15 protein-coding genes are annotated in these 12,836 nt (G+C 60.7%); 14 read left to right on the forward strand and 1 reads right to left on the reverse strand.

Annotation, left to right across the window (positions count from 1 at the left end):
- The first annotated feature begins 143 nt into the window (after positions 1-143).
- From KI617_RS09190 to KI617_RS09205, 4 genes are all read left to right on the forward strand, one after another.
- On the forward strand, positions 144-1,451 hold the full coding sequence (locus KI617_RS09190) for a dicarboxylate/amino acid:cation symporter (protein ID WP_226451698.1): 1,308 nt from the start codon (positions 144-146) through the stop codon (positions 1,449-1,451).
- A 90-nt stretch (positions 1,452-1,541) separates the two neighbouring features.
- Positions 1,542-2,297 (forward strand): sulfite exporter TauE/SafE family protein, encoded by a 756-nt coding sequence (locus tag KI617_RS09195; protein ID WP_226451699.1) that lies wholly within the window; start codon positions 1,542-1,544, stop codon positions 2,295-2,297.
- 25 nt (positions 2,298-2,322) lie between these two features.
- On the forward strand, positions 2,323-4,194 hold the full coding sequence (locus tag KI617_RS09200; protein ID WP_226451700.1) for a sensor histidine kinase: 1,872 nt from the start codon (positions 2,323-2,325) through the stop codon (positions 4,192-4,194).
- Positions 4,187-5,521 (forward strand): sigma-54-dependent transcriptional regulator, encoded by a 1,335-nt coding sequence (locus tag KI617_RS09205; protein ID WP_226451701.1) that lies wholly within the window; start codon positions 4,187-4,189, stop codon positions 5,519-5,521. Before KI617_RS09200 ends, KI617_RS09205 begins: the two co-directional genes overlap by 8 nt.
- 109 nt (positions 5,522-5,630) lie before the next feature.
- Here the strand turns inward: KI617_RS09205 and KI617_RS09210 are convergent, their stop codons facing one another.
- Positions 5,631-7,043, reverse strand: a complete 1,413-nt coding sequence (locus KI617_RS09210) for a fascin domain-containing protein (RefSeq protein ID WP_226451702.1) — start codon at positions 7,041-7,043, stop codon at positions 5,631-5,633.
- A 309-nt stretch (positions 7,044-7,352) separates the two neighbouring features.
- On the opposite strand from KI617_RS09210, the gene nifN reads away from it, so the two are divergent.
- The 10 genes from nifN to nifU all read left to right on the forward strand — a co-directional run bounded on the left by nifN (position 7,353) and on the right by nifU (position 12,795).
- The gene (gene nifN, locus KI617_RS09215; protein WP_226451703.1) at positions 7,353-8,756 is read left to right on the forward strand and encodes a nitrogenase iron-molybdenum cofactor biosynthesis protein NifN; all 1,404 of its coding nucleotides are present in this window, start codon (positions 7,353-7,355) and stop codon (positions 8,754-8,756) included.
- Positions 8,719-9,198: a NifB/NifX family molybdenum-iron cluster-binding protein gene (locus KI617_RS09220; RefSeq protein ID WP_226451704.1), complete on the forward strand. Its 480-nt coding sequence runs from the start codon at positions 8,719-8,721 to the stop codon at positions 9,196-9,198. The genes nifN and KI617_RS09220 overlap by 38 nt, the downstream gene beginning before the upstream one ends.
- A gap of 8 nt (positions 9,199-9,206) precedes the next feature.
- A complete protein-coding gene (locus KI617_RS09225) occupies positions 9,207-9,662 on the forward strand; it encodes a SoxR reducing system RseC family protein (protein WP_226451705.1) in 456 nt (151 codons plus the stop codon).
- A complete protein-coding gene (locus tag KI617_RS09230) occupies positions 9,655-10,116 on the forward strand; it encodes a NifX-associated nitrogen fixation protein (RefSeq protein WP_226451706.1) in 462 nt (153 codons plus the stop codon). Before KI617_RS09225 ends, KI617_RS09230 begins: the two co-directional genes overlap by 8 nt.
- 14 nt (positions 10,117-10,130) lie before the next feature.
- Positions 10,131-10,349, forward strand: a complete 219-nt coding sequence (locus KI617_RS09235) for a CCE_0567 family metalloprotein (protein WP_226451707.1) — start codon at positions 10,131-10,133, stop codon at positions 10,347-10,349.
- Positions 10,346-10,615, forward strand: a complete 270-nt coding sequence (gene fdxB / locus KI617_RS09240; protein ID WP_226451708.1) for a ferredoxin III, nif-specific — start codon at positions 10,346-10,348, stop codon at positions 10,613-10,615. Before KI617_RS09235 ends, fdxB begins: the two co-directional genes overlap by 4 nt.
- 58 nt (positions 10,616-10,673) lie before the next feature.
- On the forward strand, positions 10,674-11,021 hold the full coding sequence (locus tag KI617_RS09245; protein ID WP_226451709.1) for a hypothetical protein: 348 nt from the start codon (positions 10,674-10,676) through the stop codon (positions 11,019-11,021).
- A 3-nt stretch (positions 11,022-11,024) separates the two neighbouring features.
- The gene (locus KI617_RS09250; RefSeq protein ID WP_226451710.1) at positions 11,025-11,441 is read left to right on the forward strand and encodes a hypothetical protein; all 417 of its coding nucleotides are present in this window, start codon (positions 11,025-11,027) and stop codon (positions 11,439-11,441) included.
- A 121-nt stretch (positions 11,442-11,562) separates the two neighbouring features.
- Entirely contained in the window at positions 11,563-11,886 is a 324-nt protein-coding gene (locus tag KI617_RS09255; RefSeq protein WP_226451711.1) for a HesB/IscA family protein, read from the forward strand.
- A gap of 12 nt (positions 11,887-11,898) precedes the next feature.
- Positions 11,899-12,795: a Fe-S cluster assembly protein NifU gene (gene nifU, locus KI617_RS09260; RefSeq protein ID WP_226451712.1), complete on the forward strand. Its 897-nt coding sequence runs from the start codon at positions 11,899-11,901 to the stop codon at positions 12,793-12,795.
- Positions 12,796-12,836: the final 41 nt, after the last annotated feature.

Here is a 12,836-nt window from a genome sequence, read left to right on the forward strand (position 1 = left end):
CACCGCAGCAAGCGCGGTGTTGCCGAGATCGTGCTCGAACGGCAACTGATGAGCCCGGAGGGGCTGATCAAGCCGCAAATGATTCCGGCCCACGCCGCATGAACGACAGATCTGCATTCAATGCACATAACAAGGAAAACATCATGAAAATGAACCGACTGACGACCATGATCGGGATTGCCCTGGTACTCGGCGTCATCGTTGGCTATGCGTGCAACACGCTGGCCGGCAGCCCGGCCGAAGCCAAGGAAATCGCCTCCTACTTCGGCATCCTGACCGACATCTTCCTGCGCCTGATCAAGATGATCATCGCGCCGCTCATCTTCGCGACGCTGGTCGCCGGCCTGGCCGGTATGGGCGACTCGAAGACGGTCGGCCGGATTGGTGCCAAGGCCCTCGGCTGGTTCATCTGCGCCTCGTTCTGCTCGCTGTTGATCGGCCTGCTTTTTTCCAACCTGCTGCATCCCGGTCAGGCGCTCAACGTGCCGCTGCCCGAGACCGCTAGCGGTCTCAATCTGAAGACCAGCGCACTTAACCTCAAGGATTTCATCACCCACGTCTTCCCGAAGAACATCTTCGAAGCCATGGCGACCAACGAAATCCTGCAGATCCTCGTTTTTGCGCTCTTCTTCGGGCTGGCGCTTGGGCATCTGCACAACCAGACCGCCCGTAGCCTGGTCAGCACCATGGATGAAATCGTCCATGTCATGCTCAAGGTCACCGACTACGTGATGCGCTTTGCCCCGTTCGGCGTCTTTGGTGCCGTCGCCTCCGCCATCACGCTGCAGGGCCTGGGCATGCTGCTCGTTTTCGGCAAGTTCATGTTCGCCTTCTACATCGCGCTGGCGGCACTGTGGGCACTGCTCATCGCGGCCGGCTACTTCGTGCTTGGCAAGGATGTCTTCCGCCTGCTCAAGCTGGTGCGCGGCCCGATGCTGGTCGGTTTCTCCACGGCCAGCAGCGAATCGGTCTATCCGAAACTGATGGAACAGCTGGAAAAATTCGGCATCAAGTCGCGGGTTACCGGCTTTGTCTTGCCGCTTGGCTATTCCTTCAACCTCGACGGTTCGATGATGTACACCACCTTCCTGGCGCTGTTTATCGCCCAGGCCTACGACATTCCGATGAGCATCGGCGCCCAGATCACCATGCTGCTGGTCCTGATGGTGTCGAGCAAGGGCATTGCCGGCGTGCCGCGCGCCTCGCTGGTTGTCGTCGCTGCCGTCCTGCCCATGTTCAACCTGCCGGAAGCCGGCCTGCTGCTGGTTCTTGGCATCGACCACTTCCTCGACATGGGCCGTACCGTGACCAATGTGCTCGGCAATGCCATCGCCACCGCTGTTGTCGCCAAGTGGGAAAACGCCATCGATCCGGTCGATGAAACCCTGGCCGACGCCGACGAAACGCTACCGGTCCCGGATGACGGAATCGTCGCGGTCTCCGCCGTCTAATCGCCTGCTTTCCTTGCAATTCGGCATACCCCTCTTGCCGAATTTTTTAAGACCCGGTACCTCTGGTGCCGGGTCATTTTTTCTCAGAACATGACTATCGACTGGTTCATCCTCGCGCCTGCCGCTTTTTTCGCCGGCATGGTTGACGCAGCGGTTGGCGGTGGCGGCCTGATCCAGATTCCGGCGCTGCTCTCAACTTTCCCGCAAACCGCCATCCCGACGCTGTTTGGCACCAACAAGCTGTCGAGCATTGCTGGCACCGGTGCTTCGCTGTGGCGCTACGCCCGCGCCGTGCGCATCCCCTGGCGCCTGGTACTGCCAGCGACTGCCGCCGCACTCGTTGGCGCCTGGCTGGGTGCCGCCCTTGTCGCCTGGATGCCGCGCGAGGCGATGCGGCCACTGGTCGTCATCATGATGCTGGCCGTCGCCATCTACACCTTTCTGCGCAAGAACCTCGGCCAGGAAGAGACGCACGAACCGCGTCCCGGCGACACCTGGCGCGGGGCCTTGTTTGGCCTGGTCATCGGCCTCTACGACGGCTTCTTCGGTCCCGGCACCGGCAGTTTCCTGATCTTCGGCTTCGTCCGCGTGTTCGGCATGGACTTTGTCCGCGCCTCGGCCAGTGCCAAGGTGATCAATTTCGCCACCAACCTTTCGGCCATCGCCTTCTTTGCCAGCCACGGCCCCATCCTGTGGACCATCGGCCTGATCATGGCCGTGTGTAATCTGGCTGGCGCCCAGCTCGGCACGCATCTCGCGCTGAAACACGGGGCCGGTTTCATCCGCCAGGCTTTCCTTGGCGTTGTCGCCATCCTGATCGTCAAACAACTGATCGAAATCCTCTAACATAGGCCACCGACAGCCACCTACCATGCCTAGCCACCGCAGCCTGCGCCACCTGCCGATATTGATGCTGCTCCTCACCTTGATGGTGTTGAGCGGCTTTGCCGCGCACCGCATCGCCCAGCAACTCGGTTTGGCCGACCTGCAGGCCACCGGCCTGCACCGGCTCGACCTGTATACCGCCAGCCTGGAGCGGGAAATCGGCAAATATGCCTTCCTGCCCGGCACGCTTGGCCTCGAACACGACGTGCTGGCGCTGCTGGGGGAGACGGCAGACAGCAAGCTGGCGCCACGGGTGAACGCCTATCTGGAGCAGCTTAACGAACGAGCCGGCACACTAGCGATCTACGTCATCGACACGCGCGGCCACGTCGTCGCCTCCAGCAACTGGCGCCGCGCCGACAGCTTCGTCGGTGAGGATCTCTCTTTCCGTCCTTATTTCCGTGAGGCGATGGACAGCGGCAGCGGTCGTTTCTTCGGCATCGGCACGACACGGGGCGAACCCGGCTACTACCTTGCCTCGACGCTGACCGACGATAGCCGGACGCTCGGCGTCGCGGTCATCAAGGTCAGCCTGGAGCAACTCGAAAAATCGTGGAGTACTGTCGAGGCGCCGGCCATGGTCAGCGACGAGAACGGCGTCGTCATCCTTGGTTCGGTTGCCGACTGGAAATTCACCACCTTGCGTCCGCTCGACGAAGCGACGCGGCGCGCCTTCGACCAGACGCAGCAGTACAACCGGCGGGCCCTGACATCGCTCGATCTCAAGGAAATTGCGGCACTCGATCATGGCGCCCGGCTGGTCAGCATTGCCAAAAAAGGGCCGGAGATGGTTTCGGTCTATCCGGTTGCCGGGCGCTTTTTGGCTCAGTCCCGCCCACTGCCTGGCACCCCCTGGACGCTGACGGTCCTCTCGCATCTCGAACAGGTTGACGAAATTGCGCAAAGCCGGGCGATGCTCGCCCTGGTCGGTGCGGCCTTCCTGTTCATGCTCGGCCTGAACCTCAACGAGCGGCGCCGCCACCTGAAGGACCGTCTGGCCGCCCGCGAGGCGCTGCAAAAGGCGCATGACGAACTGGAGCGCAAGGTCGATGAACGTACCGCCGACCTGTCGGCGGCCAACCAGCTGCTGCACGATGAAGTCGCCGAACGTATCCGTGCCGAGCGGACCTTGCGCGCCGCCCAGGATGAACTGGTGCAGGCCGGCAAGCTGGCGGTGATCGGCCAGCTGTCGACCGGTATCGCGCACGAATTGAATCAGCCGCTGGCCGCACTCCGGACGCTGTCCGGCAATAGTGTTCGCTTTCTCGAACGGGGTGATCTGGTCACGACAAAGGCCAATCTTGAGCGCATCGCCCAACTGGTTGATCGCATGGGTGGCATCACCGGCCAATTGCGGGCTTTCGCCCGTAAATCGAGCGGCCAGTTGCAGCCGGTTGCGCTTTGCCGCGCACTTGATAACGCACTGGCCTTGCTCGAACAGCGCCTGCGCCAGGCCAAGGCCGAGGTTGTCCGCCATTGCCCGCTGCCCGAGCCGTGGGCGCTGTGCGACGCAAACCGGCTGGAGCAGGTCCTGATCAACCTGATCGGCAATGCGCTCGACGCGATGGACGGCCAGCCGACACCGCGCCTGGAACTCGACTGTGCGGCCATTGACGGGCAGGCCAGGCTGACGGTTCGCGATCACGGTCCAGGGCTGGCCGAAGAAGCCCTGAGCCACTTGTTCGAACCATTTTTCACGACCAAGGCGGCCGGTGTCGGCCTCGGTCTTGGGCTGACCATCTCGGCCGGCATCGTCCGCGATTTTGGCGGCACCCTGAGTGGCGCCAACCACCCGGATGGCGGTGCCATCTTCACCTTGCACATCCCGCTCCTCGACGAGGCCGAACACCATGACTGATGCCCTGAAAGTACTGATCATCGAGGATGATCCCGACGTTGCACTGGGCTGCGAACAGGCGCTGCAACTCGAAGGCTTCGCCACCGAATGCGTGGGCAGCGCGGAGCAGGCGAGGCGCCGGCTGGGCCGTGATTTCCGCGGCATCATCGTCAGCGACATCCGCTTGCCGAAAATGGATGGCATGGCCTTCCTGCGCGAGACGCTGGCCCTCGACCCCGAATTGCCAGTGGTGCTGATCACCGGCCATGGCGATGTGACGATGGCGGTCCAGGCCATGAAGGATGGCGCCTACGATTTCATCCAGAAGCCCTTTTCGCCGGAATATCTGGTCGAGGTGGTGCGGCGGGCACTGGAAAAGCGCCGGCTGGTGCTGGAGGTGCGCGACCTGCGCTGCCAACTGGAACAGCGCGACCAGCTCGAAGGCAAGCTGATCGGCCGGGCACCGGGGATGCAGAAGCTGCGCCAGATGCTGGTCGGCCTGGCCAGCAGTGCCGCCGACGTGCTGATCCACGGCGAAACAGGTACCGGCAAGGAACTGGTGGCGCGCTGTCTGCATGAAGCCAGTGCGCGGCGGAGTGGCAATTTCGTCGCCATCAATTGCGGCGGGCTGCCCGAAAACTTGTTCGAAAGTGAAATTTTTGGCCACGAAGCCGGGGCCTATACCGGGGCCGGCAAGCGGCGGATCGGCAAGATCGAGTACGCCAGCGGTGGCACGCTGTTTCTGGACGAGATCGAAAGCATGCCGGTTGCCATGCAGATCAAGCTGCTGCGCGTCCTGCAGGAACGGACGCTGGAGCGCCTGGGCTCGAATACCAGCATCCCGATCGACTGTCGCGTCATTGCCGCCACCAAGACCGACCTGCTGGAACTGGCCGGCCGAGGCGGTTTCCGCAACGACCTGTATTACCGGCTCAGCGTTGCGACGCTTAACCTGCCGCCGCTGCGTGAGCGGCGCGAGGATATTCCGCTGCTCTTCGAACATTTCGTGCTCCAGGCGGCAGCACGCCACCAGCGTCCGGTGCCGGAAACAACGGCTGGCCAGATCCGGCAACTGGTTGCCTACGCCTGGCCGGGCAACGTCCGTGAGCTGCGAAATGTTGCCGATCGCTGCGTACTCGGCATCGAAAGCGGCTCCCCCCCTTTCGGGCAGCCGGCCACCGATGGCCCGACTCCGCTGTCCGAAACCGTCGAAGCCTTCGAACGCGCCTTGATCGCCGATGCGCTACGCCGCCACGGCAGCCTGGGGCGTACCGCCGAAGCGCTGGCGGTCGCCAAGACAACGCTGCATGACAAGATAAAAAAGTACGGGCTGGATGAGGGCAATTAGAAGCCCGTAGCAATCATTGAATTACGCTGAGCCAATGTTTGAACAGAAGACCGCAGCGGCACCGGGCTCATATCGAGTCGGTGCCGTCTGGTAAAAGAACCCGCGGCCGTTACAAGGTGATCGACAAGGTCTTGTCGCTGCCAGTAAAACGCTTTGCACCCACTGCTTTGATTGGTTGATAGACGCCTGAGCCGCGAACGAAAATCTCGAGCCCGTTCATGTCCCAGTTGTCGCCGGATATGCCGCCGCCGAAGGTGGTGCTGACCACGAGCTTGCGCAACTGGTCCCTGCGGACGGGGCGCTGCAGAACAACCTGGGCAAACTCGGTTGAGTTCGGTACCCAGTGTGCACCCAGATTGATGTTTTGATAGCTTTGCTGGGTGCCGTCAGCCAGCGTGACGACCAGATTGACGTTGTCGTTGCCGCCGCGCAGATCGTCACCACCCGTGGAAAAAGCCAGTACCAGTTCGTGAACCAATCCGTCATTCGGGTAATTGGCGCTGGGTAGCGATGGCGGTTGGCGAACGTGGTAGTTCTTGTCTACGAAGTAGGTCCGATACTGGATATCGAGGTTGTCCTTTGGGCAAAAGACTTGCCGCGCCCGATTTGCGATAAAGGTGCGCAGGATGCCGGCTTTGTTCGGATCGTAGGCGTAGATCTCGAAGTCCTCAACGTAAGCCCCCAAATCACCCTTGTAACGCCCCAGTTTGTAACCGGTGGCGATGACCTGATGGCCAAGATCGCCCAAGCTCTTGAAGCAAAGCACACAGGGCTTGCCTTGGTCGATATAGGCTCGCATCTCACTGATCCGACCGGCGGAAATGCCCCAGTTGAAGAACTCGGTATTCCTGGCGCCGAAGGGGTTGAAAATGACCTCGGCCCATTTGTCCAGATTGCAGGTGATTGAATCGACCTGACGGTTGTACAGATACTGGCGCAGTACCGTCCGGCTGGCCGGGCGATAGGGCTGGTCAGGCACCGGCATGCTCGAGTAATAGTAGTCCAGCGCGGCATAGCACATGCCACCACAAAGCGCGTCGGTTTGAATGTTGAGCTCCGGAATGACGTCGTTCTTGAAGCCATCGTTCTGGAATTTGAAACCGTTGGTGTCCGGCGCGAACATTTTGAGTTTGAGGGGGATTTCCTCGAAGGTTTCCCAGCTGGCCGGCTTGTCGCGATTGGCAATCAGGGCGAGCTTGCCGGCGTTTTCGGCACAGATGAATTTGCCATTGGCGAGCGATCGGTAAGCAAACTTGCCGGTACCCATCGCAATTTTCTCGAAGGTCTCCCATTGGCCCACCGCATCCCGGTTGGCGATCAAGGGGAGGGTGCCAGCGTTTTCTGCACAGACAAATTTCTTGTTGGCCATCGCCCGCAAGGCGACTCGGTTATTGCCCAGATCGACAGTGTCGAAAGTCTCCCATTCGGCTGCTGCGTCACGGTTCGCGATCAATGGTTTAGCACCGGCATTTTCGGCACAGACAAACTTGTTGTTCGCCATAGATTTAAGTGTGATCAACATGTTTTTCTCCCTGAATGGTTGAAAGGTGGCCTGCCGCTTGTAGCCGCAGGCAGGCCTGAAGTCATGTTCAATGCAATTTAAATATAGAAGACAAATGTCATTTTTTGTTGACGGGTATCAATCAGGCATTAATGATTTTTGACCAATCCAGGCTTGCCGTCTTGAGCCTGGCGGGAGCTAGCCTATTTGTTATCGCTTTGTAGGGTTTCCTACACGCTTATTTTTCAATAACCCATTGTTTTTTTATTGAATAGTCGCTTGGCGCGTTCCTTGCTGAGATGTGTTTAATCTCAACGGGGCAATGTCCAAATGGCTGAAATCATCCATTCCAAGAAAGCGCTGGCGGTTAATCCGCTCAAGGTGAGCCAGCCGATTGGCGCTTCGCTGGCTTTTCTCGGCCTGGCGAAGAGTTTGCCGCTGATGCATGGTTCGCAGGGCTGCACGGCTTTTGGCAAGGTCTTCTTCGTGCGCCATTTCCGCGAGCCGATTCCGCTGCAGACGACGGCGATGGATCAGGTGTCGAGCATCATGGGTGCCGACGACAACGTGATCGAGGCGCTACGCACGCTGTCCGACAAGAGCAAGCCGGACATCATCGGGCTGGTTACTACCGGCCTGTCGGAAACGCAGGGGACGGACATTCGTCGTTGCCTGCGCGATTTCCGCAGCAAGTTTCCTGAATTTGCCCATGTCGCCGTGGTGCCGGTGAGTACCCCGGATTACGTTGGGTGCCTGGAAAGCGGCTATGCCCTGGCTATTGAATCGCTGATCGAAACGCTGGTGCCGGAAAGCCAGAGCGTCGGCAAGCGGCCGAAGCAGGTCAATGTGCTGGCTTCGGCCATGCTGACGCCGGGCGATATCGAGGCGATCAAGGAGTGGGTTGAAGCCTTCGGCCTGCGCCCCATCGTCGTGCCGGATATCGGCGATTCGCTGGATGGCCATTTGGTCGAAGCTGAAACCTCTTCGCTGACCCTGGGTGGTACGCCGCGCTCCGAGATCGAGATCATGGGCGAGTCGACTGCCACACTGGTGGTCGGCCCCTCGCTGCACAAGGCGGCCAATATTCTCAAGGCGCGCACCGGTGTTCCGGACTACCGCTTTGAAGGCCTGATGGGCCTCGATGATTGCGATGCCTTTACCCAGGCGCTGGCCGAGATTTCGGGCAAGCCGGTACCGGAGCGGATCGAGCGGCATCGTGCCCAGTTGCAGGATGCGATGGTCGACAGCCATTTCATGATTGGCTTCGCCCGCGTCGCGCTGGCTGCCGATCCGGATTTGCTCGGCATGCAGGCGCGTTTCCTGACCGGCATGGGCGCCGAGGTGGTCAGCGCGGTCAGCCCGCACAAGCACGAAAGCCTGGCCGGCCTGCCGATTGCCAAAGTCATCATCGGTGATCTGGAGGACATGGAGAAGGAGGCGAGGGCGACCGGTGCGCAATTCATCATCGCCAATTCCCACGCCGCCGAAACGGCGCAAAGACTTGGCCTGCCGCTGATGCGCGCCGGCTTCCCGCAGTACGACCACGTGGGCGGTTATGCCCGCACCTGGGTGGGCTACCGCGGTACGCGGCAAGCCCTGTTCGATCTCGCCAACCTGATGCTGGGACAACACCATGAACTCGAACCCTATCGATCAATCTACTGGGCCGACGACCGCGATGGCGCCGGCAAGCCCTATGTCATCTCGTCGTCTGCAGTTGGTCTGGTCCATTAAGAAGGAGCCGGAAGCCGTGATCAAGGTCGCCTTCGCCTCCACTGACCGTTCGCGCGTCAATCAGCACTTTGGCGCCGCCGAGGGCTTCGCTGTTTATGAGATCACCCCGGAGAACGCAACGCTGGTCGGTGTGGCCGAATTCGGCGAAGAGGCGATGGATGGCAACGAGGACAAGCTCGGTGCCAAGGTCGATTTCCTCGAAGGCTGCGCCGCGGTTTATGTCATGGCGATTGGGGCTTCGGCAATCAAGAAGCTGCTGGCCAAGGGCATACAGCCGATCCGTGTCGATGAGGTCGATGCCATCGACGACCTGCTGCTCGAAATCTCCAAGGCGATGACCGAAGGCGGTGTCGCCTGGATAGATCGCGCTCTTGCGGCACAGGCCAAGGCCAAGTCCGAAGACCGCTTCGCCAGCATGGAAGAAGAGGGGTGGGAAGGATGAGCGCCGGCATGATCGAACATCGCGGCATCATCCAGCGTGTTGAAGATGGCAAGGCCATCGTCGCCATGGAAACTGCCGGTTGCAGTTCCTGCGGCCAAGGCAGCAGTTGCGGCATCGGCAAGATGGCCAGCGGCCGCCCGGCCACGCTGCTTACCCTGCCGGTCAGCGGCGACCTCAAGGCCGGCGACTTCGTGCTGATCGGCTTGCCGGAAAGCAAGCTGACGTTTTCTGCCTTGCTTGGCTATCTCTTCCCCGCTTTTGCCATGATTTTTGGTGCCTGGCTTGGTGCTGCCCTGGATGGTAGCGACGGTGCCACTGCCCTCGGTGCCATCGCCGGTTTTCTCGCTGCGCTGAGCATCGCGCGTGTCGTCATCGGCCTGGTTCCCGGCCTGATGCCTGCCCCCCAACTGATTCCGATTTCCAAGCAATCCCCCGCGTTCCCCAAGGAGTATCACCATGACTGAAGCCATTGCCCTCGATCCCATCTTTGAAACCGATTTCGTCAAGGAGATGGCCCGCCAGATGCGCGCCCTCGACACCTACGGCACCTATCAGGGCTGGACGGTCGAAAAGATTCTCGACCCGTACATCCTGACCAAGGAACGCAAGGCCGAAATCCCGTTGATCGGCGACCCGGACGACGAGACCATTTCCCGCGTCAAGGCCTTCTACAACGCCATCGCCGTGCTGATCGAAAAGGAATGCAAGCTGCTCGCCGTGCCGCTGGTGCACCTGACGCACGAAGGCTTCGGCCGCGCGTTGATCACCGTCGGCAAGCTGGTTGCCGTCGATCGCACCCTGCGTGACGTGCATCGCTTCGGCTTCGCCAACCTGTCCAAGATGAAGGACGAAGCCGACAAGATCCTCTCCATCGCCATCGAGCGCATTGGCGAGCATCCGGCCGTCGCCGGCCTGTAATTCCCGGAGGCCTTATGTCCGACGAAGAAATCGCCGCCCTCGACAAGGAAGTGAAGAAGTTGAAGCGCATCGCTTCCGAGTGGGCCTCCCAGATGCACGACCTCGTGGAAGACCGCCTGCCGGCGGCCTACCAGGAGATTCCCGGCATCGCCCAATCCACCTACGACGCCTGCCAGGCCTGGGCCGAGGCCAGCAAGCGCCTCGCCGCAGCCCAGAAAGGACAACCCGCATGATTACCGGACTCACCAAGGGCGGCACCGAATGGACGCCGCAATTCGCCACCGAACTCGACCAGTCCAAGTGCATCGGCTGTGGCCGTTGCTACAAGGTCTGCCCGCGCAATGTGCTCGATCTGGTCGAGCGTGAGCTGGACGACGACAACGATGACGAAGACGACAACATGATGGTCATGTCGCTGGCCAACCCGGCGGACTGCATCGGTTGTGGCTCCTGTGGGCGGGTCTGCCCGAAGGACTGCTACACCTACGCTCCGGCCTGAGCCGGTTCCTTGTCATTCCCGCGAAAGCGGGAATCCAGAGATGCCAAGACAGCCTGACATGACAGCACACCCACCTGATCCTGATTTCGGCGAGGCCGTGTGCACCGCCTTGCGCAGCCAGGTGGAAAAACTCGGCCTGTCGATCGGCGATGAGCCGGTTTGGGCCGAGGCCACGTTCGAGGAAGCGACCGACCCCTTTTCGCAGGAGGTCAGTGTCGTTGCCTACTGGCGCGGCAAGGCGCGCTTCGGCAAGGCGACTTTCTTTCCGGATGGCCGCATCTTTGCCGAATACCAAGTGCTGCTGCCGCATCCGGAAAAGGCTGATAGCTACATCGACTCGGTACAGATCTGGGGCAACCCTCAAAAGTTGAGTGGTGAAGCCGTGATCGCCGAGTACATGAAGTAGGCGATGACTGCGCTGCCCCGGCTGATTCTGATTCACAAGCAGGCGACCAGCGGTCGTGTCCGCTTCCTTTGCTTGAGTTCCGGCGTCGTCGCCTTCAAGCCGCTGCCGCCGCTGTCAGCGCTACGCGACGAAGATTATTCGCCGACCCTCCAGTTCCACCCGACAGCAGCCGTCCGCGAGGCGGAGATTCATCTCGGGCTGGCTGAAGGGGCCATCGAACCGGTGGCTGATTTCCAGGCCTGGGTCGATACGCCGGAAGGTGACGTGCCGGTGCTGCTGGCTGCCTTTGCCGGGATTGATCCGCCGTTTTCGGCGGCGGAGCGGACCAACAGCCGATTCATCGCGATTACCGAATCGCGCCAGCTGACCGAGGTCGAACGTAACCTGCTGCGTCGGGCTTACGAACACGTTCTTGGTTGATTGTCGCAAAAGCGACAAGACGTTGCGCTGCAATAATCCAATTAATTCAGTTGCTTAAGTTGATTCTCCGGCATGGCACAGGCCTTGCAATGAATAGCCCATCACCTCTGGGAGAATCGCCATGATCAATCTGACCCCCGCTGCCGTTAAGGCTGTTCAACGTTTTATCCGCGGTTCCGAAACACCGGTTATCGGTTTGCGCCTGACCATCTCGGGTGGCGGCTGCTCCGGCCTGCAATACGGCATGAAGCTCGAAAACGAGAAGGCTGACGACGACTGGGAAATGGAAGTCGATGGCGTCAAGCTGCTGGTCGATGCCATGACCTTCCCGATGATCGACAACGTCACCGTCGATTTCGTCGACACCCTGACTCACACCGGTTTCAAGTTCGACAATCCCAACGCCAGCGCCCAGTGTTCCTGCGGCTCTTCGTTCTCGGTCTAAGGAGCACACAGCATGTGGGAATACTCTGACAAGGTTCGCGAGCACTTCTTCAATCCGCGCAACTCCGGCCCGCTGGAAGAAGCGAACGGCATCGGCGATGTCGGTTCCATCCAGTGTGGCGACGCGCTGCGCCTGATGCTCAAGGTTGAGCCGGAAACTGAAATCATCCTCGACGCCCATTTCCAGACCTTTGGCTGCGGTTCGGCCATTGCCTCGTCGTCGGCACTGACCGAAATGGTCAAGGGCATGACGCTGGATCAGGCACTGGAAGTCTCCAACCAGAATATCGCTGATTACCTCGACGGCCTGCCGCCGGAAAAGATGCACTGCTCGGTCATGGGCCGCGAAGCCCTGCAGGCCGCCATCGCCAACTACCGTGGCGAAGAGTGGTCCGACGACCACGAAGAAGGCGCCCTGATCTGCAAATGCTTCGCCATCGATGCCGTGATGATCGAGGACGTGGTCAAGGCCAACAACCTCAATACGGTCGAGGAAGTGACCTTCTACACCAAGGCTGGCGGCGGTTGCGCGGCTTGCCACGAAGGCATCGAGGAAATTCTGGCCAAGGTCATGGCTGAACGCGCCGGCCCTGGCGAAGTCTCGCCGCCGCCGGCTTGCCCGGCCACCCCGGAAGCACCGAAGCCGCCGAGCAAGAAGCTGTCGATCGTCGAGAAGATCAAGAAGATCGAGGAAGTGCTGGAGTCGGTTCGCCCGATGCTGCAGCGCGACCATGGCGATGTCGAGCTGGCCGACGTCCAGGGCAAGAAGATCTACGTGCACCTGAAGGGCGCCTGCTCCGGTTGCATGATGGAAGCGGCCACACTAGGCGGTATCCAGCAGAAGATGATCGAAACGCTGGGCGAACTGGTGCAGGTGCTGCCGTCGTCGCACATGCCCGTAGAGGCCTGATGATTTTCTCCTCCCCCTTCAAGGGGGAGGCCGGGAGGGGG

The sequence above is a fragment of the Ferribacterium limneticum genome, from assembly GCF_020510625.1.
GTDB lineage: Bacteria > Pseudomonadota > Gammaproteobacteria > Burkholderiales > Rhodocyclaceae > Azonexus > Azonexus limneticus_A.

Excerpts from the sequence above, each read along its gene's own strand:
- KI617_RS09245 (WP_226451709.1), top strand. The coding sequence starts at position 10,674 with ATGACAGCACACCCACCTGATCCTGATTTCGGCGAGGCCGTGTGCACC.
- KI617_RS09210 (WP_226451702.1), bottom strand. The coding sequence starts at position 7,043 with ATGTTGATCACACTTAAATCTATGGCGAACAACAAGTTTGTCTGTGCC.
- nifU (WP_226451712.1), top strand. The coding sequence starts at position 11,899 with ATGTGGGAATACTCTGACAAGGTTCGCGAGCACTTCTTCAATCCGCGC.
- KI617_RS09190 (WP_226451698.1), top strand. The coding sequence starts at position 144 with ATGAAAATGAACCGACTGACGACCATGATCGGGATTGCCCTGGTACTC.
- KI617_RS09205 (WP_226451701.1), top strand. The coding sequence starts at position 4,187 with ATGACTGATGCCCTGAAAGTACTGATCATCGAGGATGATCCCGACGTT.
- KI617_RS09250 (WP_226451710.1), top strand. The coding sequence starts at position 11,025 with ATGACTGCGCTGCCCCGGCTGATTCTGATTCACAAGCAGGCGACCAGC.
- KI617_RS09255 (WP_226451711.1), top strand. The coding sequence starts at position 11,563 with ATGATCAATCTGACCCCCGCTGCCGTTAAGGCTGTTCAACGTTTTATC.
- KI617_RS09200 (WP_226451700.1), top strand. The coding sequence starts at position 2,323 with ATGCCTAGCCACCGCAGCCTGCGCCACCTGCCGATATTGATGCTGCTC.
- nifN (WP_226451703.1), top strand. The coding sequence starts at position 7,353 with ATGGCTGAAATCATCCATTCCAAGAAAGCGCTGGCGGTTAATCCGCTC.
- KI617_RS09225 (WP_226451705.1), top strand. The coding sequence starts at position 9,207 with ATGATCGAACATCGCGGCATCATCCAGCGTGTTGAAGATGGCAAGGCC.
- KI617_RS09230 (WP_226451706.1), top strand. The coding sequence starts at position 9,655 with ATGACTGAAGCCATTGCCCTCGATCCCATCTTTGAAACCGATTTCGTC.
- KI617_RS09235 (WP_226451707.1), top strand. The coding sequence starts at position 10,131 with ATGTCCGACGAAGAAATCGCCGCCCTCGACAAGGAAGTGAAGAAGTTG.
- fdxB (WP_226451708.1), top strand. The coding sequence starts at position 10,346 with ATGATTACCGGACTCACCAAGGGCGGCACCGAATGGACGCCGCAATTC.
- KI617_RS09195 (WP_226451699.1), top strand. The coding sequence starts at position 1,542 with ATGACTATCGACTGGTTCATCCTCGCGCCTGCCGCTTTTTTCGCCGGC.
- KI617_RS09220 (WP_226451704.1), top strand. The coding sequence starts at position 8,719 with ATGTCATCTCGTCGTCTGCAGTTGGTCTGGTCCATTAAGAAGGAGCCG.